Genomic DNA, 24,836 nt, shown 5'->3' with positions numbered 1-24,836 from the left:
TTGGCAAGCTGATACTAGTGACGCCAGGAGATTTCTGCAAGTAAACTTTAAGGAAACGGCAATCTTGCCACAACTATCATTTGGGAAGGCAGTCCGCCGGTTCCGGCGGCACGCTGACCACGCGGTTGCGGCCCGCTTCCTTGGCCACGTACAGCAAGGTGTCGGCCTGGGCGATCCAGGTGCGCGCCACGGTGACCGGGTCGCCGTCGGTGTCGCCGGGATTGAGGCAGGCCACGCCGATCGACACCGTCACCGACAATTGCAGCGACGGCGTGAGCGCGATCATCGTGCCGGCCACGCTCGAGCGGATGCGCTCGGCCACGAAGGCGGCGCTCTCCAGATTGGCGTCGATCAGCAGCACGACGAACTCCTCGCCGCCGAAGCGGGCCAGCGCGTCGGAGGCGCGCAGCTCGTTCTTGATGCGGGTGGCCACCTCGCGCAGCACCTCGTCGCCGCCGCCATGGCCGACGGTGTCGTTGACGCGCTTGAAGTGGTCGATGTCGATGTACATGAACGAGATCGGGTACGACTGGCGCCGCGCGCGGGCGATCTCCTCGAGCAGCCGGCGGTCGATGTAGCGGCGGTTGTAGACGCCGGTCAGCGAGTCGGTCAGGCCGATGTACTTGAGCATCTCGTTACTGATGACGTTTTCCAGGCAGATGGCGATGATCGACGCCATGTGCTCGATGAAGTCGGTGCCCAGGCTGGGCGTGAAGCGGGTCGGATCGCGGCTGCCCAGGTTCAGGCTGCCGATGACGCGTTTGTTACGCAGCAGCGGCACCAATGCCACACTTTGCAGCCCGGCCGGCGCGTTCGGGAACGGCCGCGCGTGGCGCTGCGCGTCGTACATGCCCAACAACGGCTTGGGCGGCGGCGCGCCCGGGCCGCGCTGGCCCAGGTCGAAACCGAGGCCGTCGAGCTCCTCGACGAAGATCAGGTCGGGAAAATCGGCGAACACCACGTCCAGCTTGAGCATGACCTCGCGGATGTCGGCGCCCTCGTCGACCAGGCTCAGGGTGACGCTGTCGAGCTCGGAGATCACCGGCAGCACGCGGAAGATGGTGCCGACCAGCTCGGGGAAATTGGCTGCGCCGACGATGTTCAGGTCGAACGCCTGGTGGCGCGTCATGATCGAGTGGTTGCGTTCGGCCTGTTCCAGCAGATAAGCCATGCGTGCCCGCAAAGCCTGGTTTTCGGCCGCCAGATCGTTCGCGCGCGTTGCGTGGTCGGTCGGCGTCGTTACTTTGCCAGTTGCGGTTTGCGTCATAGTTGCCCTTACTGTTCACCCGGTTTCATGTCATTGCAACATTACGCCAAGTTGTGCCGCTTGGGAATGCCCTAGGCCGCCCAAGTGCATTAAAACGCCAGTGTAACGACGATTTCCTGACCGACGCGCACGCGTTGGCCGTCGCCGGTGATCAGGATGCTGTTCATGCCGAAGCAGACCGCGCCGTCAAGCTCGGGTTTGGCGCGGTAGCCTTGCATGAGATCGAGGGGGTTGGGGCCGTACACGCCGGTGGCCTGGTCGATCGACGGCATCGGACAGCGCGGGCACGGTTTGACCGGCTTGAGCAGCGCGTCGCCCATCTGGAACGACTCGGCGTAGTCCTCCTCGAAGGCCTCGATGCCGCCGACGACGAGGTTGGGCCGGAAGCGGTTCATCGGGATCGCCTCGCGCCCGGCGCCGCGCAGCTTATCGTTGAGGTCGTCAAGCGAGGACTCGCCCACCACCAGGATCGGATAGCCGTCCGAGAACAAGGTGGTGGCCGGCACGCCCTTGGTCCAGGTCTCGCTGACGGCGCGGGTGGCGTTGGCGTGGAAGCGCGCCAGGCGGCACGGCACGCCGATGGCCTTGGTGAACCATTCGGCCGTCAGGTCGTCGCAGTCGTAGGCCAGGATGGTGTGGTCCCAGATTTGCGTGGACAAGGTCGGCGCCAGGTCCGGGTCGGGCAGGCCGAGCGGGATTTCCAGGCGCAGCATGCCGGGCGCGCGCAGCTCCAGGGTGTTGGCTTTCAGCGTGGGAGTGATGAGCGCCATGCGCGGATGCTCGCGTTGCGTCATGCCCACGCCGTCCTCGTCGACGACCATCCATTCGCGGTCGTAGATCTGCTCGGTCATCAACCCCGCCGTGGTCAGCGTGGCTTCCTGCAGCGGCACGCCGGCGCAGGATTTGATCGGATACAGCGTGAGGGCGGAAAGGATGGGCATGAGGCGGCTACCTTTATGGGCGGCATCCGCCGCGCTGGTTAATAAGATCGTAACGTTGTCATTATACGATCCGCAGCCGCCCCTTGCCGGGCTTTACTCGTTCGATTCGGCGACGGCCTTGGGGGCGCGTGGCTTGCGCGGCGCGCGGGGCTTGGCCGGCTTGGCCGGCGCGGCTTCCGCCACCTCGACCACCACCGGCGCGGCCGGCTCGGCGGCGACCGCCGCCGGTTCGGCGGCTGCCGTCGTCGCGGCATTGCGCGCCTTGCCGCCTTTGCCGCCCTTGGCCGGCTTGCTCTCTTCCGCCTGCGGTTTGGCCGCGGCTTTCACCTTGCGCGCCGGTGGTTTGGCACCGCTTTTCTTTTTCGCCGGCGCCGGCGCGACCGCTTCATCGGGCACGGCCTGGACCACTTCGCCGTGCGCTTCGGCAACCGGCGGCGGGACCGGCAGATCGACCGCCATCTCCGTCACGACGGGGGCCTCGGCCGCTGCCACGGCGCCCTGGCCACCCTGGCGCTCGCCCTGCTTGCGGCCGCCGCGATTGCCGCGTCCACGGCCGCGATTGCGGTCCGATTCCGGTTGGGCCGGCGGCTGCGCTTGCGGCGCCGCGTCGGACTGGTCGACGGCTTGCTCCGGCTCGGTCTGCCACGCGGCATAGGCCTCCACCACCGCCGCGCTGTCGTCCGCGTCCGCGTCCTCATCGTTGCGGTCGTCGTCGTCCTGTCCCGCGCGCGCCTGTTGCGCCAGGCGCTCGGCCTGGCGTTCGGCGAAACGCTCGGCGGCGGTGCGGCCGCGGCCGCGGCTGCGGCGCGATTCCTGCTTGCCGCCTTCCTGCGCCTCACCGACATTGTCGGACGCCTGCGTCTCGCCCGCGCCCTGCGGGGCGCCGTTGGACGCGCCGCTGCTGCGGTACACATAGGCGCCGGATTTTTCGTCACGGCCGAATTCGAGCAGGCCGCGCGCCTTGCATTCCTCGATCAGGTTGCCGAAGGTGCGGAAGCCATAATACGATTCGCTGAAGTCCGGCTTGCGGCGCTTGATCGCCTCCTTGAGCACCGAGGCCCAGATCTTGCCGCTGTCGCCGCGCTCGAGCACCAGCGCCTCGAAGGTGTTGACGGCGATTTCCACCGCCTGGTTGCGGCGCTTGTCCATCTCTTCGCGGCGGCCGCGCTCCTCTTCCGGCGAACGCTTGACGGCCGGCTTGTTGGCCTCGCCGGCGTCGCGCTTGGCTCGGCGGCTCTCGCGCACCAAGTCGTCGTAGAAAATGAATTCATCGCAGTTGGCCACCAGCAGGTCGGAGGTCGACTGCTTGACGCCGACGCCGATCACCTTCTTGGCGTTCTCGCGCAGCTTCGACACCAGCGGCGAAAAATCGGAATCGCCCGAGATGATGACGAAGGTATCGACATGCGACTTGGTGTAGCACAAGTCGAGCGCGTCGACGACCATGCGGATGTCGGCCGAATTCTTGCCCGACTGGCGCACGTGCGGGATCTCGATCAGCTCGAAGTTGGCCTCGTGCATCGGCGCCTTGAACGCCTTGTAGCGGTCCCAGTCGCAATACGCCTTCTTGACCACGATGCTGCCCTTGAGCAGCAGCCGCTCCAGCACCGGCTTGATGTCGAACTTGTCGTAATTGGCGTCGCGCACACCGAGCGCCACGTTTTCAAAATCGCAGAACAGCGCCATGCTGACGTTATCGTTGGAAGAAGCCATGAAGAGTAATTTTATCTAGTGAGGAAGTGAGGCGGGTGCGGAACGCAAACGCGGCGGGCCGGCTAGCGGATAATGCAACGATTATACCCAACAACGGGCGCCGCACGGCGAACCGCACAGCCGGCCAGACACGCAGTGGTGATTGACGGCAATGTATACTGGCAGGCATGTCCGCTTCCCGCCCCTCCCACACCATAGGTCACGCCTTGCAAGCACGCCATAAATACCTGTTCATCCACCAGAATTTCCCCGGCCAATTCAAGCACCTGGCGCCCGCGCTGGCGGCCCAGGGGCACGAAGTGGTCGGCCTCGGCATGTGCGAGCCGGCCGTCGCCACGCCCGGCGTGCGCTACCTGCGCCACGCGGTCGAGGCGGCCGCCGACCGCGCGGCGCCCCACCAGCTCAAGGACCTGCAGAGCAAGGTGCTGCGGGGCGAATCGGCCGCCGCCGCCATGCAAGCGCTCAAGGACGAGGGCTACGCGCCGGACGTGGTCTTCGTCCATCCGGGCTGGGGCGAAGCGCTGTTCGTCAAGGACGTGTTCCCCAAGGCCAAACTGCTGGTCTACGCCGAGTACTACTATGAGCTCGAGGGCGGCGACTCGTTCTTCGATCCCGAGTTCTCGCGGCCGAACGCGGCGGCGGTGCAGCGGCTCCGGCTGCGCAACACCCATCTGCTGCACGCGATGTCTGTGGCCGACGGCGCCTTGTCGCCGACCACGTTCCAGCGCGACCGCCATCCGGCCTGGTTCCGCGAGCGCATCTCGGTCATCCACGACGGCATCGACACCGACCGCTTCCGGCCCGACGCCGCGGCCTCGGTGCAACTGCGAACGGCCGGCATCACCTTGCGCCCCGGCGACGAGGTGGTGGTGTTCGTAGCGCGCCAGCTGGAACCGTATCGGGGCTATCACATCTTCATGCGGGCGCTGCCGGCGCTGCTCAAGCGCCGGCCCAACGCGCGCGTGGTCATCGTCGGCGGCGACGGCGTCAGCTACGGCGCCGCGCCGCCCAAGGGCAAAACGTGGAAACAGATATTCCGCGACGAGGTGGCCGGCGGCATCGATGCCGACCGCGTGCATTTCGTCGGCAAAGTGCCGCACGAGGTGCTGACGCAACTGATGCAGGTGGCGGCGGTGTACACCTACCTGACCTACCCGTTCGTGCTGTCGTGGTCGCTGATGGAGGCGATGAGCTGCGGCTGCCTGATCGTCGCGTCCGACACGGCGCCGGTGCGCGAGGTGATCGAACACGGGCGCAACGGCTTGCTGGTGGACTTCTTCGACCACCAGGCGCTGGCGGCGGGGGTGGCCGACGCGCTGGAACGGCGCGCAGAACTACAGCACCTGCGCGACGCCGCCCGCCAAACCATCGTCGAACGCTACGACATGCGCCGGCATTGCATGCCGGCGCTGCTGGATTTCGTGCGCCCTTAGCAAGCTCTAAAACACGTAGGGCGGATTAGGCGGAACGCCGTAATCGGCCATGCATGCGTTCCGACGGCTCATGCATTGGCCGATTACGCTGCGCTAATCCGCCCTACGTGTTTCAGACAACGCCAGCTGTCCGTGGGGCCGTCCCTTAAATCATGTAGTCCGCCAGCGCCGTCGTTGGCGTGCCGGTCAGCACCGCCACCTGGGTCAGCTCGGCGGCGGAGACCACGGCGTCGTTGCCGTTCGATTTGAACAGGTACAGCGACGTGGCGCTGGTGGTGGAGACGGCGAACAACACCGTCTGCCCCACCGTGTACGCGCCGTCGGCCGAGCCGATCGCCTTGGCCGCGTTGGCGGTCGTCGCCGTCGCCATGCGCTGGCTGAACACCACCAGCTCGGCTTCCGATGCGAAGCCTCCCGGCCCGTTGCGCAGCACGCCGCCATCGAGCACGGCGTCGCCATTGCCCAGCGCGAGGCCGACCTGGCCGATGCGCAAATGATCGGTCCCCGAGACGAAGTCGGCGATCGTGTCGAATCCGACCAGGCTGTCGAGCACGAAAGTGTCGGCGCCGATGCCACCGACCAGCCGGTCGGTCCCGGCGCCGCCGGTCAGCACATCGTCGCCGGCCGCCCCGCTCAGCACGTCGGCGCCGATGCCGCCCGTGATGTTGTTGCCCAGCTCGTTGCCGCCGCCGACGAAGGCAAGCTTGCCCGTGTAGAGCAGGTCTTCGACGTTGGCCGCCAGCGTGTAAGCGGCCGCCGTGGCCTCGACGCGGTCGTAACCGCCGTTGGCCGCTTCCACCACCCGGTCGCCGGCGACGTCGACGACATACACATCGTCGCCAACGCCGCCGACCAGGCTGTCGTTGCCGGCGCCGCCGTTTAGCTTATCGTTGCCGAGGCCGCCGATCAAGGTGTTGGCCGCCGCGTTGCCGGTCAGGACGTTGTCGAGCTCGTTGCCGGTGACGCCGACGGCGATGCTCGCCGCCGCCGTCACCGTGGCGTTTTCGACATTGTCCGTCAGCACATACGACCCGGCGGCCGCAAAGGCCAGTAGCACGCCGTCGACGCCGCCGCCGGCCTCCTCGACCACGACATCGGTCGCGCGGTCGAGCACGTAGATGTCGTCGCCAAGGCCGCCCGTCAACGTGTCGTTGCCGGCGCCGCCGTCGATGACGTCGTCGCCGCTGGTGCCCTTCAGGCCGTCGCCGCCGACGCTGGTCACGTTGTTCTGCACCTGGGCCAGCGTGAGCGCGCCGCCCGACGAAAAGTCGAAATGCTCGACGTTGCGCACGGTGATGACGTTGCCCAGCTTGTCGGTCAGCACGGTGGAAGCCAGGGACGGACGGACGACGGTGTAGTCGCCCAGCGCGCCGGCCAGCGCGACGCGGTCGTCGCCGACGCCGCCATCGATGGTGTCCTTGCCGCCACGTCCGTCGATGAGGTCGTCGCCCGCGCCGCCGATCAAGCTGTCGTTACCGCTTCCGCCTCGCAGCGTGTCGTTGCCGGCGCCACCGTCGAGCGTGGCGCCGGTCGAGGCGCCGCCGTCGATGACGTTGTCGCCGCTGTTGCCAGTGCCGGCGAACTTGACCGTACCGGTGTAGCTCATCTTCTCCAGGTTGGCGGCCATGATGTAGCTCGCCGCCGACACCAGCGCCTGGTCGGTGCCGGACGCCGCTTGCGCTTCGACGATGACGTCGCCGGCGTCGTCGACCAAATAGGTGTCGCCGTCGCCGCCGCCGGTCAAGGTGTCCTTGCCTGTGCCGCCGTCGAGGGTGTCGACGCCGTCGCCGCCGGTCAGCTTGTTGGCGGCGGCGTTGCCGACGATGCGCACGCCGAGGTTGTTGCCCACCACGTTGACGGCGACGGCCGCCGCCGTGACGATCGCCGTTTCCACATTGACGGCCATCGTGTAGGTGCCGGCCGCGCCGAAGGCCAGGCGGACCGTGTCGTTGCCGCCGCCGGCCTGTTCAATCACCACATCGGTGGCGGCGGACAGGATGTAGGTGTCGTCGCCGCCGGCGCCGGTCATGGTGTCGTTGCCGAGACCGCCGTCGAGGGTGTCGTTGCCGCCGGTGCCAAGCAACGCATCGTTGCCGAAGCTGGCCGTGTTGTCCTGCACCTCGGCGATAGCCTTGACGCCGTCGGCGAAGCGGACCTTGTCGATATTGCGCAGGGTGACCGTATTGCCTAGCGCATCGGTGAGCACCGTGTCGGCCGCGTTCGGCCGCATGACGGTGTAGCTGGCGAAGGCGCCGGCCAGCATGGCGGTGTCGTCGCCGGTACCGCCGTCGATGGTGTCCTTGCCGCCGCCGGCGACCAATACGTCGTCGCCCGCGCCGCCCGACAAGCTGTCGTTGCCGCTGCCGCCGTTGAGCGTGTCGTTGCCGGCCGCGCCGTCGAGCGTGGCGCCGACGTTGCCGCCGTTGATGACGTTGTTCAGCAGATTGCCGGTGCCCCGGAACGCGGTGGCGCCCGCGTAGCTCAGTTCCTCCACGTTCAAGCCCAAGGCGTAGGTGGCCAACGTGGTGCGTACCGAATCGTAGCCATCGTTGGCCAGTTCGGTGACGACATCGCCGGCCGCGTCGACCACATAAGTGTCGTTGCCGCTGCCGCCGACCAGCTTGTCGCTGCCGGTGCCACCGTCGAGTTTGTCGTTGCCCGCGCCGCCGGTCAGTGTGTTGGCCGCAGCGTTGCCGGTCAGTACGTTGTCCAGTTCATTACCGGTCAGGTTGGTCGCGACGGTCGCGGCCGATGTGACGGTCGCGTTTTCCACGTTGGCCGCCAGCACATAGGTGCCGGCCACCGTCAGCGCCACCTGCGCCAGGTCAAGGCCCCCACCGACATCTTCGATGATGGCCGTGGCCGCGTTGGCGACGATATAGGTGTCGTCGCCGGCGCCTCCGGTCAGCGTGTCTACACCCTGGCCGCCGTTGAGCACATCGTTGCCGGCGGTGCCGGTCAGCTTGTCGTTGCCGACACTGGCGATGTTCAACTGTATCTGGTCGATCGTTTTGTCGCCGTCGGCAAAGCGGACTGTTTCGACGTTGCGCAGGGTGAGCACATTGCCGCCGGGTCCGGTCAGGACCGTATCGGTCGCGTTCGGACGGGTAACGATGTAGCTGGACAGGTTGCCCAGCACGACAGCCATGTCGCCCCCAAGACCGCCATCGATGGTGTCCTTGCCGCCGCCGGCGACCAGCACGTCGTCACCCGCGCCACCCTGCAGGCTGTCGTTGCCGGTGCCGCCCGCCAGGGTGTCGTTGCCGGCCGCGCCGTCGAGCGTGGCACCGCCGTTGCCCGCGGTGATGACATTACCCAGCAAATTGCCGGTGCCCCGGAACGCTGCCGCTCCCGTGTAGCTCAACTCCTCGACATTCGCGCCCAGCACATAGCTGGCCAGTGTGGTCCGCACCGTGTCGTGACCTTCGTTGACCAGCTCGGTGACGACATCGCCCACCGCGTCCACTGCATAGATGTCATTGCCGCTGCCGCCGACGAGCTTATCGTTACCGGCGCCACCGGCCAGAGTGTCGTCGCCGGCGCCGCCAGTCAACGTATTGGCCGCCGCGTTGCCGGTCAGTACGTTGTTCAGCTCGTTGCCGGTCAGACCCACGGACACCGTCGCGGCCGACGTAACGGTCGCGTTTTCCACATTGGCCGCCAGCACGTAAGTGCCGGCCACCGTCGACGCCACCCGCACCAGGTCGATCCCCTCGTCCAGCCATTCGCGCACGTCCGCGTCCTTGTTCGCGATGACGTAGATATCGTCGCCCTTGTCGCCGCTCAGGGTGTCGATGCCCGCGCCGCCATCGAGCAGATCATTGCCGGCGGTGCCGATCAACACATCGTTGCCGGGGCTGGCGATATTGACCTGCACCTGGCCGATCGGCAAGTCGCCGTCGGCGAAGCGCACGATCTCGACGTTGCGCAACGTCAGCAGATTGCCGCCGGCGTCCTTGAGCACCGTGTCGGTGGCGCTGGGCCGGGTCACTGTGTAGCTGGCGAAGTCGCCCTTGACCACCACGGTGTCGCCGTCACCGGCGCCGCCGTCGAGAACGCCCGAGACCCCGGCCACCAGCAAGTTGTTCAGCGCGTTGCCGGTGCCGTTGAAGCTTCCGGCGCCGGCGTATATTACGTTCTCCACGTTGGCGCCCAGCGTGTAGCCGGCCAGCGTGGTTTCGACGGTGTCCTCGCCCTCGTTGGCCAATTCCACGACGACGTCGCCAGCATCGCGCACGATGTAGCGGTCATGGCCGCCGCCGCCATTGAGCCGGTCGGCGCCGGCCTGGCCGTCGAGCGTGTCGTTGCCGTCGCCGCCGATGAGCGTGTTGACGACCGCGTTGCCGATGATAATGTTGTCGAGTTCGTTGCCGGTGACGTTGACCGCGATGCCCGCCGCCGCCGTGACGGTGGCGTTCTCCACGTTCATCGCCATGACGTAGGTACCCGGCGCCGTCAGCGCAACCTTTACCTGATCGTAGCCTTCGGCCCAGCGTTCGTTAATCTGCGTGGCCGCGTTGGACACGACATAGGTGTCGTTGCCTTCGCTGCCGTCCATGGTATCGACGCCGGTGCCGCCGTCGAGCACATCGTCGCCACGGGTGCCGTGGAGGTAGTCGTGGCCGGCGCTGGCGATATCCATCTGGATGGCCAACAGCGGTCGCTCGCCGTCGGCGAAGCGGAAGTTCTCCACGCCGCGCACGGTGAGCACGTTGCCGTCGGTGTCGGTGAGCACGGTATCGATGGCGTTCGGGCGGGCGATCGTGTAGTCCGCCAGGGCAAGCAGGCCGTCGAGCGCGTCGACGCCGTCACCGCCGTCGATGCTGTCCCTGCCGCCGCCGCCGGTGAGGACGTCGCTCCCCGCCCCGCCTTGCAGGTTGTCGTTGCCGGCGCCGCCGACCAGGCTGTCGCTGCCCGCCAGGCCGATGAGCGCCGCGCCGCCGTCGCCGCCGGCGATCGCGTTGTCGAGCGCGTTGCCGGTGCCGGCGAAGGCCGCCGTGCCGGTGTAAGTGAGGTTTTCCACATTGGCCACCAGCGTGTGGGCCGACAGCGCGGTGCGCACGGTGTCGCGGCCCTCGCCGGCCAGTTCGGTGACCACGTCGGTCGCCTGCGCGACGATATAGACGTCGTCGCCGGCGCCGCCCCTGAGCGTATCCGTGCCGGCGCCACCGTCGAGCGTGTCGTTGCCAGCGCCGCCGTCGAGGCGGTCGTTGGCGGCGCCGCCGGCCAGCAGGTTGTCGCCCGCGTTGCCGATGCCGACGAAGGCAGTTTTGCCGGTATAGACCAGCTCGTCAATATTCGCCCCCAGCGCGTAGGTCGACAAGCCGGTCTCGACACGGTCCACGCCCTCGGCGGCCGCTTCGATGACCGCGTCCGACAACGCGCGCACGAGATAGACGTCGTCGCCGGCGCCGCCTTTGAGCTGGTTGGCGCCGGCGCCGCCGTCGAGCGTGTCGTTGCCGATGCCGCCCTCGAGCGTGTCGGCGAAGGCGCCGCCGATCATCAGGTCCCCCTGGTCGTTGCCGATCACCCGCACGCCCACGGTCGACGCAGCGGCCGTGACGACCTCGACGTTGACCGCCAACTGGTGGGTGCCGGTGACGGTCCAGGCCAGTTGCACCGTATCGCGCCCGCCGTCGGACGCTTCGCGCACGGTGTCGGCGTTGTCGGCGAGCCGGTAGACGTCGTCGCCGTTGCCGCCGTCGAGCCCGTCCGCGCCGGCGCCGCCGTCAAGGCTGTCATTGCCGGCGTCGCCCGACAGATAGTCCGCCCCGGCGCCGCCGGTCAGCGTGTCGCGGCCCTCGCCGCCATACAGGACGTCGCCGCGCGCATCGGCGCTCTCTTCACCGCTGTAGACCCAGTCGTCGCCCATGCCGGCCTCGATGGTGTCGCTGCCGCCGCCGCCAATGAGCCGGTCGGCGCCGATCGAACCGGCGATGCTTTCGGAAAAGACGCTGCCGGTCAGGTTCAGGCCGCCCGAAGCGGTGCCGCCGGGCGCGAAGCCATTCTTGAAGTTGGCCGACGTGAGCTCGGTCGCCAGCACGTTTTGCAGCACCAGCACGGTGTGGAACGCCTCCGGCCCGATGCCGTCGCCATCGAGCTGCAACAAGGTGTCGGCGCCTTGCTGCACCAGGCGCGCGTGGCCGGTGGCGAACGGATTGCTGCCGTCGAAGCGCCAGGCCGGATCGCCCGACGGCGCGCCGGTGGCCAGCAGGAAGTTGTCCATGTTGATCTGGTCGCCGCCTGCGCCGCCGGCGAAGTCTTGCACCGTCGCCCGGGCTTTCCCGACATACTCGCGATCGAGCACGTAGGTGTCCACGCCGCTGCCGCCACGCAAATGAAGGTCGTCGCTATCGCCGCCCAAGTAGAGCTCGAAAATGTCGTCGCCGGCGCCCCCGTCGGCCAGCACCTGTTCGCCAGCCCCGAAATCCAACAGCTCGAAATGATCGTCGCCGTCGCCGCCAAGCAAGGTGTCGTTGCCTTGGCCATCGCCGCGGCGCAACTGGTCGTCGCCGCCGCCGGCGTCAACGCTATCGTCCCCGTAGTCGCCGTATAGGACATCGTCGCCATCACCGCCCAGCAGCACATCGTCGCCGCCCGCCCCCCACAGGCGATTGTTGCCGTGGTCGCCCACCAGCGTGTCGTTATGGCGCCCGCCCGACGCGGTCTCCCCGTCGGTAGCGGTCAAGAACACGCCACGAACGGGCGCACCGCCCGGATCGACGTGGCCGACAAAATTATCGGCCGTCATGCTGGCGGCCTGGACACCGGTCAGACGCAGCACGGTTTGCCAATCGCCTGATGCCGTGTGCCCGGGATGGGTTTGCAGCACCGTGTCCGCGCCGTCCTGAACCAATCGCAGCAAGCCGCTGCGGAATGGATTGCCACCCGTATCGATGCCATTGGCGTGCGAATCATATTCATTCAGCAGGCCTTCGAGGTCGATGCGGTCGCCGTCGGCGCCCGTCGCAAAGTCCGTCACCACCACTTGGCCGAGTTCGTCGGGATCCGTGATGAAGTAGGTGTCGCTGCCGACGCCGCCGGTGACGCTGGCCGAGACAACGCCGAATCCGAAGCCGTCGAACGTCAATTGGTCGTCGCCGGCGCCCGCGTCGATCGTCACCTGGGCGGTGACAAACGAGGTCGTCCCGTTGGTTAAGGCGATGTAGTCGTTGCCGTCGCCACCGAACACGGTGTCGTTGCCGTCATCCGAGTCCAGGCGGACGCGATCGTCGCCGGCGCCGCCGTCCAGCAGGTCGTTGCCGCGATCGCCGAGCAGCGTGTCGTTGCCGTCGCCGCCGCGCAAGGTGTCAGCGAAATGCGCGCCCTGCAACTCGTCGTCGCCGGTGCCGCCCTCGATCAGCCGCCCCGCGCCGCCCAAGCCATCCAAAGTCACACCATAAAAATTGGCCGCCGTCAGGCTCGCCGCGTCGACATTCTTCAGCACCACCAGCGTGAAAAAGGAAGAATCGCTCCAGATGCCGTTGGACACCTGGAGCAGCGTGTCCATGCCTTGCTGCACAAGTTTGAACAGCGGCACGCCTTGCGCCTGAAGGTCGGGGTACATATGGCCCGCGGCGTCGCGCGAGGCCAGCAAGGGCAGCAGGTCGATCTGGTCGCCGCCGGCGCCGGCGGTGAAATCGGTGACCGTGTAGGCCCCCCACAGATACGTGGCTTCGTTGGCGATACGGAAAGTGTCACTGCCGCCGCCGCCGGTCATCGTCGCGTTCAACGTTTCGCTGTAGTCGCTGGTCTGCAGCGTGTCGTTGCCATCGCCGCCGTTGACAACCGTGTTGTTGCCGCTGCTGCGCACGTAGATCAAGTCGTCGCCCGCGCCGCCGGAAACGGTGCTACCGCCGGTCAGGGTGTCGTTGCCCGCACCGCCGTCGAGCACACTCGTTACGCCGCCGGAGAGTCGGTCGTGCCCCTCGCCGCCGAGCAGCGTGTCCCGACCGGTGCCGGCGTCCATGGTATCGTCGCCGGCGCCGCCGTCGAGGAGGTCGTTGCCGACGCCGCCATCGAGCCTGTCGTCGCCGTCGCCGCCGCGCAGCAGGTCGCCCCCGGCGGCGCCGCTGATGTTGTCGGCGCCGCCGGCGCCGTCGATGGTGTCGTCCAGTTGGCCACCGGTCAACGTGTCCTCACGGTCGGTGCCGGTCAGCTGCAAGCCAGGCTTGCCCTCGCCCCCGGGAGCGTAGGCGCCAACAAAGTTATCCGCCGTCAGCGCCGTGGCTGCGACGTTTTTCAGTGTGTAGACGGTTCTGAAAGTCAGCCCGCTATCCAGGCCGTCGCCATCGACCTGGAACAAGGTGTCGGCCCCCTGCTGTACCAAACGGAAGTAACCGTTGTCGGCTGCGAACGGATTGCCGCCGGAGTAACCCATGGGCCAGTCCTCGATGCTATCGAGCTGTTTGGTCATGTCGATACGGTCGCCGCCAGCGCCGGTGGCGAAGTCGGCGATCTCCATCTTCGCCCATCCAAACACAACATGATACTGATACGATTTGTAAGTGTCGACGCCGGCGCCTCCGCTCAGCAAGAAGTGGCTGGTCCGCTCGTTGTCGCCCCAGTACAGGAAGACGTCGGCGCCGGCGCCGCCGTCGGCCACCACCGTCATGCCGCTGTCGCGATCGAACAGATCGAAGAAGTCGTTGCCCTCGCCGCCGAGCATCGTCGCGGTACCGCCGTTGTTGCTCAGGGCATCGTTACCGGCGCCGCCGTCAAGCATGGCGTTGACGCCACCCTCTAGCCTGTCGTCGCCATCGCCGCCGTACAGGCTATCGTTGCCATATTCGTCGAGCAGGTAGTCATTGCCGGCGCCGCCGCGCAGCAAGTCCGCGCCTTCCCCGCCGGACAGGGTATCGTCGCCGGCGCCGCCGTCGAGGGTATCGTTGTAGAGCCAGCCGGTCAGGCTGTCGCGGCCGTCGGTACCTGTGAGCAATTTGCCCGGCATGGGACTGCCGTCGGGTCGCAGGTCATGGACGAAGTTATTCGCCGTCAGCGCGCCGACGCTGACGTTCGACAGGGTCATGATGGTCTGCGCACCATAGTAGCTGCCGGCAGCCCCATCGCGGTCGTACTGCAGCAACACGGCCGCGCCGGCCTGGACCAACTTGAAAAAGCCAAAGGCCGGGTTGAACGGATTGCCGGCGGCACTGAAATACATGGCGCTCAGATCGATGCGGTCAGCCTGCGGGCCGTCTCCGGCGACGAAATCGGCGACCTTGAAATTGACTGCGTGATAGCTGCTGGACATCCTGTACGTATCGGCGCCGTTGCCGCCCGTGATCGTCAATATCCGCTCGCCGCCAGCGTCCTGCTGGATATCGAACAGGTCGGCGCCCTCGCCGCCGTCCACCCGCGCCTCGCCTTTCGACCACTGCGTATAGCGCAGACGAAACACGTCATCCCCCGCGCCGCCGACGAGCGTGGTGTTGCCCTCCGTGCCGCTGAACTGGGAGCTGTCGTAGAGCGTATCGTCGCCGGCACCGCCGTCCAGCTGCGCGTCCCGGCCGCCGGAGAGCGTATCGTTGCCACCGCCGCCGAGCAATGTATCGCCGTCTTCGCCTCCGTACAGGTAATCGTCACCGTCTCCGCCGTCGAGCAAATCGCGGCCGGCGCCCCCGCGCAAGTCGTCGTCGCCCGCGCCACCCAGCAACGTTTCATCCGCCTTGGTGCCCCGGAGGATATCGTTACCGCTGGAGCCATTGATGGTGATGCTCATACGGCCCCCATCGGGTGGCGCGTAACGAAATCAGGACGGGAGTGGTGAGTTGTGGAGGGTGGAGAGAGTTTGTTCACGGTAACTTTTAGTGGCGTTTTATCAATTCCAATGTTACCACGCAGACAGAAGCAGATCGCGGCCTCGGCGATACAATTTGGTACATTTTGTCGCGCGCGCCGGCCCGCGCCGACACTACATGCCGGCGCTGGCGCAGTTTTTTGCCAAAACGATCAAATGATGAACTCGAAATCCCCCTTGCCCATGCTTGGGGTTCCCGTCAATATCGCGATCTGGGTGAGCTCTCTTGTGTCGACCACGTTGTCGCCACCACTGGAGGTGAACCGGTAAACCGCCGTGTCGGTATCGGTGGAGAGCACACATATCATCTGCTCGCCGGAATCGTAGTAGCCTTTGTAGTTGTTGATGAGCCTGGCCACATAGAAAGCGGACAGGTTCGCCACCTTCTCGTTGAAGATGACGACATTGCCGTAGAGGTCGGAGCCAGGCTCGGAGACCTCCTGCGCCTGGAGGAACATGGCGTTCTTGATGTCGCGTTGGTGGAACATGATGCGGTCGCTGCCGGAGACCATATCGGTAATGGTCGTCATGCTCTGCGCCGGGATGACAAAGGCATCGGCGCCACCGCCGCCGGTCAGCGTGTCGTTGCCGCCGGCGCCGTTGATCCAGTCATTGCCGGCGGTCCCGACCAAATTGTCGATCCCGCTCGTGCCGACGATGTTTTGGGTGTAGGCGATCACGTCGGCGGAAGTGCCGACGCCGTGCAGGTTCTGCGTGAGGTTGTCCAGCGTGAGCGTAATATTGCTGAACATAAAATGTTCGACGCCGCGCACCGTGGCGGAGTTACCCTGGGTATCGGTCAGCTGGATATCGCTGGCGCTCAGTTGTTTCACCTTGAACGATGAGCTGTCACCGAACGGGTAGGCGAACACCATGGTATCGACGCCATTGCCGCCATCGACAGTATCCTTGCCAAGACTTGCATTGAAGCGGTCGTCGCCGTCGCCGCCAAGCAAGCTGTCATTGCCACCACTGCCGATCAGCGTGTCATTGCCGGCGCCACCGTCCAGCTTGACGCTGGTGGCGTAACTTCCATTGATCACATTATCAAGCGCATTGCCGGTACCGGTGAAGTTGAGCGGGCCAGTCTGGGTGCGTCCCCACAGGTTTTCGACATTGTCGGGCAGCTTGTAGACAGCCAGATTGGTGTTGATCTGGTCGATGCCGTCGCCAGCGCTTTCCACGATGACGGCCCTGCTGGCGGCGCCATCAATGATATAGAGATCGTTGCCGGCGCCGCCGATCAGCGTATCGGCGCCCCCCAGGCCCTGCAAGGTATCGTTGCCGTCGCCACCGATCAGGATATTGGCGGCGCCATTGCCGGCGAGCCAGTTGTCCAGTTCGTTGCCGGTGATGTTCACCGCGACGCTGTCGGCCGCCACGACGGCGGCGTTTTCGACATTGGCCGTCATGGTATAGGTGGCGGCCTTGGTAAAGGCCAGGCCGACCGAGTCCAGCCCGGCTTTGGCCGCTTCGAGCACCACGTCGTCGGGACTGGACAGCACGTAAGCGTCATTGCCCAGCCCGCCTTCCATCGTGTCGATACCGTCGCCGCCGTCGATCACATCGGAATCGGCCGTGCCTCGCAGGTAGTCGTTGCCGGCGCTCGCGACATTGCCGTGGATCTCCGCCATCGTCCTGGTGCCGTCGGCAAACGCGACATACTCGGTGTTACGCAGGGTAACAACATTGCCATGCTTGTCGTCAAACACCGTGTCGGTCGCGTTCGGGCGGGCCACCGTGTAGTTGGCGAAATTGCCCACCACTTGCACCACATCGATGCCCTCTCCGCCATCGACAGTGTCCCTGCCGCCGCCGGTGGCGATGGTGTCGTCGCCGAGGCCCCCCGCCAGGTTGTCCACCCCCTTGCCGCCTGTGATGCTGTCATTTCCCGCGCCGCCATCGATCCTGTTGCCGACGTTGGCGCCGGTGATAACGTTGTCCAGCGCGTTGCCGGTGGCGGTGAAAGCGGTCACGCCGGTGTACGCCAGCGTTTCGACGTTGGCCGCCAGCACATAGCTGGACAGCGAGGTCCGCACCGTGTCGCCGCCCCCGTTGAGCACCTCGGTCACCACGTCGCCCGCGTTGTCGACGATGTAGAGGTCGTCGCCAGTGCCGCCGATCAGTTTGTCGGCGCCCGCGCCCCCGTCCAGCGTATCGTTGCCGTCGCCGCCGATCAGCGAATTGACCGCCGCGTTACCGGTCAGGAGGTTGTCCAGAGCGTTGCCGGTCAGGTTGACGGCCATGGTCGCCGCCGCAGTCACTTTGGCGATCTCGACGTTGTCGCTCAGCGTGTAGGTGCCGGCCGTGGCCAGCGCCACCAGCGCCACATCGGTGCCGAAGTACTGTCCTTCTTCGATGACATCGCCGACGTTATCGATGAGGTAGGTGTCGTTGCCGTCGTCGCCATTCATGGTGTCGGCGCCGGCGCCGCCGTCCAGCGTGTCGTCGCCGGCAGTGCCTGCCAGCTTGTCCCTGCCGATGCTGCGCACGTTGAACACCAGCGTTTCAAGCAACTGCGGACCGTCGGAGAACTCGAACAATTCCACGTTGCGCACGGTGAGGACGTTGCCCGCCTTGTCGGTGAGCACGATGTCGTCCGCGTTCGGGCGGGTCAGCACATAGTCGGCCCGCGCGCCGAGACCGGTCAGCACATCGGCATCGGCGCCGCCATCGATAGTGTCCTTGCCGGTGCCGGCGGTTACGATGTCGTCGCCGGTCCCGCCCTGGAGGCTGTCGTTTCCGCTGCCGCCATAGAGGCTGTCGTTGCCGGCTCCGCCGTCAAGCCTGGCGCCGCCGTTACCGCCGTGGATGGCGTTGTTCAGCGCGTTCCCGACGCCGGCGAAAGCGATGGCGCCGGTGTAGTCGAGGTCCTCGACGTTGACGCCGAGGGCATAGCTGGCGAGCGTCGTACGCACGCCGTCGTGGCCCTCAGCCAGCAATTCGGTGACCTGGTCGCCAGCCTCGGTGACGACGTAGACGTCGTCGCCGGCGCCGCCGAGCAGCTTGTCATTGCCGGCCCCGCCATCGAGCGTATCGTTGCCGTCGCCACCGGTCAGGATGTTGGCCGCCGCATTGCCGGTCAAAACATTGTCCTGCCAGTTGCCGTTCAGGTTGACCGCCACCGTGGCGGCCGAGGTCACCTTGGCGATCTCGATGTTGTCGCTCAGCGTGTAGGTGCCGGCGGTGGCCAGCGCCACCAGCGCCACATCGGTGCCGAAGTACTGGCCCTCCTCGATGACATCGCCGACGTTATCGATGAGGTAGGTATCGTTGCCGTCGCCGCCATTCATGGTGTCGGCGCCGGCGCCGCCGTCCAGCGTGTCGTCGCCGGCGGTACCGTACAACATGTCCTTGCCGATGCTGGGCACGTTGTACAACACGTTGTCGAGCAATTGCGGGCCGTCGGCAAATTCAAACGCTTCCACGTTGCGCACGGTGAGGACGTTGCCGGCTTTGTCGGTGAGCACGACGTCGGCCGCAGTCGGGCGGGTAATGGCGTAGTCGGCGAATTTTCCGCTGATCCGCAACAGATCAACGCCGGCGCCGCCGTCCACGGTGTCCTTGCCGGCGGTGCCGACGAAGGTATCGTCACCCAGTCCACCGATCAGACTATCCGCGCCAGCGCCGCCGATGAGCTGATCGTTGCCCGCGCCGCCGTCGAGCTTGTTGCCGGCGTTGCCGCCGGTGATGACGTTGTCGAGCGCGTTGCCGGTGCCCGTGAAGCCGGCCTTGCCGGCGTACGCCAGGTTCTCGACGTTGGCCGCCAGCGTGTAGGTCGCCAGCGCCGTCCGCACGGTGTCGGTGCCTTCGCCCGCCAACTCGGTGACCGCATCGGCGGCCACGTCGACGACATAGGTATCGTCGCCGCTGCCGCCGGCCAGTTTGTCGACGCCCGCGCCGCCATCGAGCGTGTCGTTGCCGGCGCCGCCGGTCAACGTATTGGCCGCGGCGTTGCCGGTCAGTACGTTGTTCAATTCATTGCCGGTCAGGTTGACCCCGACGGTCGCAGCCGACGTGACGGCCGCGTTTTCCACGTTGGCCGCCAACACGTAAGTGCCGGCCGCAGTCAGCGCCACCTGCGCCAGGTCGATGCCACCATCGGCATCTTCGACAACCGACGTCGCGACGTTGGTGACAACATAGGTGTCGTCGCCGGCGCCGCCGGTCAGGGTATCGATGCCCAGACCACCGTTGAGCACATCGTTGCCGGCGGTGCCCGACAGCTTGTCGTTGCCGACGCTGGCGACGTTGAAGTGAAGCTGTTCGATCGTCCGCTCACCGTCGTTGAAAAGGGCCTTTTCGACGTTGCGCAAAGTGAGTACGTTGCCGCCCGCTCTGGTCAGGACGGTATCGGTCAAGTTCGGACGCGTGATGGTGTAGTCGGACAGGTTGCCCGGAACAAGGACCAAGTCGGTGCCGGCGCCGCCGTCGATGGTGTCTCTGCCGTCGCCCGAGAACAGAAAATCGTCGCCCAAGCCGCCCTGCAGACTGTCGTTGCCGGAGCCGCTGGTCAAGGTGTCGTTACCGGCGCCGCCGTCGAGCGTGGCGCCGCCGTGGCCGGCAATGATATCGTTGTCCAGAAGATTGCCGGTGGCCCGGAACGCGGCCGTGCCCGTGTAAGTCAGGTGTTCGACATTGGCGCTCAGCACATAGCTGGTCAGCGTTGTTTGCACCGTGTCGTTGCCCTCGTTGGCCAATTCGGTGACGACATCGCCCGCCTCGCCAACGTAGTAAAAGTCGTCGCCGCTGCCGCCGAGCAGTTTGTCGTTGCCGGCGGCACCACCGTGCAGCGTGTCGTTGCCTGCGCCGCCAATCAGCGTGTTGGCTGCCGCGTTACCGACGAGCATGTTGTCCAATTCGTTCCCGGTCAGGTTGACGGCGATGGTCGCCGCCGACGCCGTCGCGGTGGCGTTTTCAACATTGTCCGCCAGGACATAGGTACCGGCGGCCGTCAACATGACTTGTACCCAATCGTAGCCTTCGCCCGCGTTTTCAATGACCGCCGAGGCCGTGTTGGCGATGAAGTACATGTCGTCGCCGGCGCCGCCGGTCAGGGTGTCGACCCCGAGGCCGCCGTTGAGCACGTCGTTGCCGGCGGTGCCGGTCAGCTTGTCGTTGCCGACGCTGGCGATGTTGAACTGGATCTGGTCGATCGTCTTGTCGCCGTCGGCGAAGCGGATCGTTTCGATGTTGCGCAGGGTGACCACATTGCCGCCCAGTCCGGTCAGGACCGTGTCGGTCGCGTTCGGACGGGTGACGGCATAGTCGGCCACGTTGCCCAAGACGACGGCTGTGTCGCCACCGACGCCGCCGTCGATGGTGTCCTTGCCGCCGCCGGCGCTCAGGATGTCGTCGCCCACGCCGCCCTGCAGGCTGTCGTTGCCGGTGCCCCCGGTGAGCGTGTCGTTGCCGGCCGCGCCGTCGAGCGTGGCGCCGGCGTTGCCGGCGGTGATGACGTTGCCCAGTTCGTTGCCTTTGCCGTTGAAGGCGGTCAAGCCTTTGTAGCTGATGTTCTCCACGTTGGCGCCCAGCACATAGCTGGCCAAAGTGGTGTCGACCGTGTCGTTGCCTTCGTTCGCCAATTCGGTGACCACGTCGCCCGCCTCGGTGACTACATAGGTGTCGTCGCCGCTGCCACCGGCCAGTTTGTCGCTGCCGGCGCCACCGGCCAGCGTATCGTCGCCGGCGCCGCCGGTCAGCGTGTTGGCCGCCGCGTTGCCGGTCAGGAGGTTATCCAATGCATTGCCGGTGAGGTTGGCCGCCACCGTCGCGGCCGATGTGACGATCGCGTTTTCCAGGTTGGCCGCCAGCACATAAGTGCCCGCTGCCGTCAGTGCCACCTGCGCCAGGTCGACGCCGCCGCCGACATCTTCGATGACCGCCGTCGCGACGTTGGTGATGACGTAGGTGTCGTCGCCGGCGCCACCGGTCAGGGTGTCGATGCCCAGGCCGCCGTTGAGCACGTCGTTGCCAACGGTGCCGTTCAGCTTGTCGTTGCCGACGCTGGCGATGTTCACCTGGAGCTGGTCGATGGTCTTGTCGCCGTCGGCAAAGCGGATCGTCTCGACGTTGCGCAGGGTGACGACATTGCCGCCGGGGCCGGTCAGGACCGTATCGGTCGCGTTCGGACGGGTCACGGCATAGTCCCCCACGTTGCCCAAGACGACGGCCGTGTCGCCACCGTCGCCGCCGTCGATGGTGTCCTTGCCGCCGCCAGCGGTCAGCATGTCGTCGCCCAGGCCGCCTTGCAGGCTGTCGTTGCCGGCGCCACCCGTCAAGGTGTCGTTGCCGGCCGCGCCGTCGAGCGTGGCGCCGCCGTTGCCGGCGGTGATGCGGTTGGCTAACTCGTTGCCTTTGCCATTGAAGGCGGTCACGCCCTTGTAACGCAGGTTTTCCACGTTGGCGCCCAGCACGTAGCCGGCCAGGGTGGTTTCCACCGTGTCGTCGCCTTCATTGGCCAGTTCGGTCACCACGTCGCCCGCCGCATCCACTACATAGATGTCGTCGCCGCTGCCGCCGCTCAGCTTGTCGCTGCCCGCGCCGCCGTCGAGCTTGTCGTTGCCTGCGCCGCCGAGCAGCGTGTTGGCCGCCGCGTTGCCGATCAGGACGTTGCCCAATGCGTTGCCGGTCAGATTCACGGCGATCGAGACCGCCGCCGTCACGGTGGCGTTTTCCACGTTGGCCGCCAGCACATAGGTGCCGGCCGCCGTCAGCGCGACGTTCACCTGGTCGGTTCCCCCGTCCGCCGATTCGACTACGACGTCGCCCAGTGCGTCCACCGTGTAAAGATCGTCGCCGCCGCCGCCGGCCATGGTGTCGCTGCCCTTGCCGCCATCGAGGACGTTGGCGCCTGCGTCACCGGCCAGCACGTCGTCGAAACCGCTCGGCAGATTGATCAGGGCCTGCGCCATCGTCCGGCTGCCATCGGCGAACACGACCTGTTCGATATTGCGCACCGTGATGCTCTCGCCGGTCGTCGCGTTGACCAGCAAGGTATCGGTGGCGTTGACGCGTGTGCGCGCATAATCGGCGAAGTTGCCCAGCACCGTCAGCGTGTCGACGCCGGCGCCGCCGTCAGCGATATCGACGCCCGGCCCGGCGCCGAGCTGGTCCGCGCCGGCGCCGCCCAGCAGCGTATCGTTCCCGGCGCCGCCGAGCAGCTGGTTGTCGCCCGCGCCGCCGTCGAGCAGATCGTTGCCCTCCCCGCCGCGCAGGCTGTCGGCGCCGAAGCCGCCGTACATCGTATCGTTGCCGGTCCAGCCGTCCCGCAGGTAGGCCGCCCAATTGGCTTGCACCAGCTGACTGGCGTTGACGTTTTGGAGCAGGATCGCGGTAATGAACTTCTTGGCGCCAGCGGCGCCATCTTGGTCAAATTGCACCAGCGTGTCAGCGCCCGATTGCACCAGGCGCACGAACCCGCTGGCTGGCGCCCACGGATTGCCCTTGAAGTGGTCGGCCTCATAGCTGAGCAGCGCTTGTCCGCCGATGCGGTCGCCGCCAACGCCCACTTTGAAGTCCGTGACCACGTAGTACGAACTGGTGAAGGGCGCGAAACTCCCCTGCCCACCAAACGTGTCGCTGCCGGCGCCGCCGGTGACGATGGCGCCGGCAGAGCCGGTGACGCCATAGCTTGCGATCTCGATCACGTCGTCGCCGGCGCCGCCGTCGATGCGCACGGGCGCGCCGTTATAGTAGAGTCCCCGGAACGACAGGGTATCGTTGCCATCGCCGCCGATGAGCGTGTCGACGCCCAAATCGCCGTCGCCGTCGACGCCGCCACTGATAAGGTAGTCGTCGCCGGCGCCACCTTCCATATGATCGCTGCCCCGATTCCCCCACAACGTGTCGTTGCCGGTGCCGCCGATCATCGTATCGTTGCCGTCGCCGCCGGCCATGCTGTCGCCGGCAGCGCCGGCCGCTTCGCCGCCGCCGCGCAGCAGGTCGTTGCCGTGCCCGCCCGCCAGCGTGTCCGCGCCGGCACCGCCGGTGATGGTGTCGTTGTAATAACCGCCTTGCAGTACACCCAATCCGTTGGGTGCGGTGATCGCCTGGCCGTCGGCCTTGCTGCCGTCCGGCGCGATCAGGTCGGTGAAATTTTCCTTGGTGAGACTTTTCGCATCGACATTGCGCAGCACCAGCGCGGTCGCGTAAGCGTGGGCGCCGGCGCCGACGCCATCCTGGTCGTACTGCAGCAAGGTGTCGGCGCCATCCTGGACCAGGCGCAGGTAACCGTATGCCGCGTTGAACGGATTGATCGCCGTGCTCATGCCGAGGTAGTCGCTATTCGCCAGCAGCCCGGAGACATCGATACGGTCGCCTCCGGGGCCGGCGCTGAAATCCGTGACGATATTCTTGGCGCCGTCGATATCCATCGTCACAACGAACGTATCGCTGCCGGCGCCGCCGGTTGCCAGTTCTTGTTGATGGCGCGAATAGCCGGGTAGCAGATGAATCGTGTCATCGCCGGCGCCGCCATCGACCAGCAACGGACGCGAGTTATCCCCGAACGAAGAGGTACTGTAAATAAGATCGTTGCCCTCGCCCCCGCTGACGGTGTCGCTGCCGCTAGCATAGATCGTGTCGTTGCCGGCGCCGCCGTCGACGAGCAAATTCCCGTTGGAGGAATATGGTTCGATCACGTCATTGCCGTCGCCGCCCTGCAGCGTGTCCTGCCCCCATTGGCCACTCAACGTATCGTTGCCGGCGCCGCCGACGAGCAGGTCGTTTGCGGAGCTTCCCCACAGCACATCGTTGCCATTGCCGCCGTCGATCCAGTCGCCGCCGGTGGTAAAACCGACATAGTCCGTACCGTTGAGGTGGTCATTGCCATCGCCGCCCACGATGGTATCGCTGGCGCCCGTGCCGTATATCGTGTCGTCCCCCGCAGAGCCGGTGAACAGGCCGAGCGTGCCGTCGACGGTCATCTGCAGGGCCGCCGACTCGACCGTTCCAGCAACCGCTTCGAGGGTCCAGTTTCCGCCGAGCGCGGCCGGGCCGGTCAGATCCGTCGACGCGGCCACATCGGCTCCCGTCGCCAGCGCCAGCGCCTCGATAAAGTGCTGGCCGCCGCTACCTTGCGCCACCTCACAGCCGTACAGCAGCAGGTCGCCGTCATCGGCAAGGCTGGCGCCGATTTTTTGCAATTCCGACTGATAGTTGCCGATGCTGGCGTCGCTTAACAGGGAGTTACCCAACAACAAAGTCCCCGAGGCGCCGTGGGAGACCAGCTGGATCGAGTCCAGGCCGGTGCGCCCCGTGAGCGCCTCGGCCATTTGCACCAAGCCGTCGCGTGTCGCATCGAGCACAATAACTTCTATATCCGGGCCGGTCTGGCCATTGACAAAGGAAGCGCCGACGGCGCGGCTATCGACAAACACAATGACTTTGCTCACGGGAACTCTTTCTGACTATTCTAGTAAGCCCCATGTTATCACGTTAGCAAGCAAAAAATAGTGCCCACCGTCACATTTTGTTACAAAAACCAATTTATTGCCGAAAAAAAATCCGCGACAGGTCGCGGATTTTCATGGAGCGGGGAACGTCAGACGTTAGACCGAAAATACCACCTTCGAAATCGCATGTATCCTTGATTAAACTCTTTCGCGCATGATTTCGTACCCGGTTTCATACCCGGCTTTGCTTTTTCATCTGCGATTGAAGCTGGTGAACCCCTCGCTTTT

General features: G+C 66.1%; 6 protein-coding genes. 1 reads left to right on the top strand and 5 read right to left on the bottom strand.

Features of this window, described 5'->3' with window-relative positions:
• Nucleotides 1-76: 76 nt before the first annotated feature.
• From NHH88_04375 to NHH88_04365, 3 genes are all read right to left on the bottom strand, one after another.
• Nucleotides 77-1,267, bottom strand: coding sequence for a sensor domain-containing diguanylate cyclase (locus NHH88_04375; protein USX15040.1), 1,191 nt, complete (start codon nt 1,265-1,267; stop codon nt 77-79).
• 89 nt (nt 1,268-1,356) lie between these two features.
• Nucleotides 1,357-2,208, bottom strand: coding sequence for an MOSC N-terminal beta barrel domain-containing protein (locus NHH88_04370; protein ID USX15039.1), 852 nt, complete (start codon nt 2,206-2,208; stop codon nt 1,357-1,359).
• Nucleotides 2,209-2,301: 93 nt separating this feature from the next.
• Nucleotides 2,302-3,921, bottom strand: a complete 1,620-nt coding sequence (locus tag NHH88_04365) for an NYN domain-containing protein (GenBank protein ID USX15038.1) — start codon at nt 3,919-3,921, stop codon at nt 2,302-2,304.
• Nucleotides 3,922-4,127: 206 nt separating this feature from the next.
• Between NHH88_04365 and NHH88_04360 the strand changes: the two genes are divergently transcribed.
• Entirely contained in the window at nt 4,128-5,354 is a 1,227-nt protein-coding gene (locus tag NHH88_04360) for a glycosyltransferase family 4 protein (GenBank protein ID USX15037.1), read from the top strand.
• Between the two features lie 145 nt (nt 5,355-5,499).
• Here the strand turns inward: NHH88_04360 and NHH88_04355 are convergent, their stop codons facing one another.
• Together NHH88_04355 and NHH88_04350 are read right to left on the bottom strand one after the other, a co-directional pair.
• A complete protein-coding gene (locus tag NHH88_04355; protein USX15036.1) occupies nt 5,500-15,075 on the bottom strand; it encodes a type I secretion C-terminal target domain-containing protein in 9,576 nt (3,191 codons plus the stop codon).
• 230 nt (nt 15,076-15,305) lie between these two features.
• The gene (locus tag NHH88_04350) at nt 15,306-24,548 is read right to left on the bottom strand and encodes a DUF4347 domain-containing protein (protein USX15035.1); all 9,243 of its coding nucleotides are present in this window, start codon (nt 24,546-24,548) and stop codon (nt 15,306-15,308) included.
• Nucleotides 24,549-24,836: the final 288 nt, after the last annotated feature.

The sequence above is a fragment of the Oxalobacteraceae bacterium OTU3CAMAD1 genome (assembly GCA_024123915.1).
Lineage (GTDB): Bacteria > Pseudomonadota > Gammaproteobacteria > Burkholderiales > Burkholderiaceae_D > Rugamonas.
This window is presented reverse-complemented; position numbering and strand designations above follow the sequence as displayed.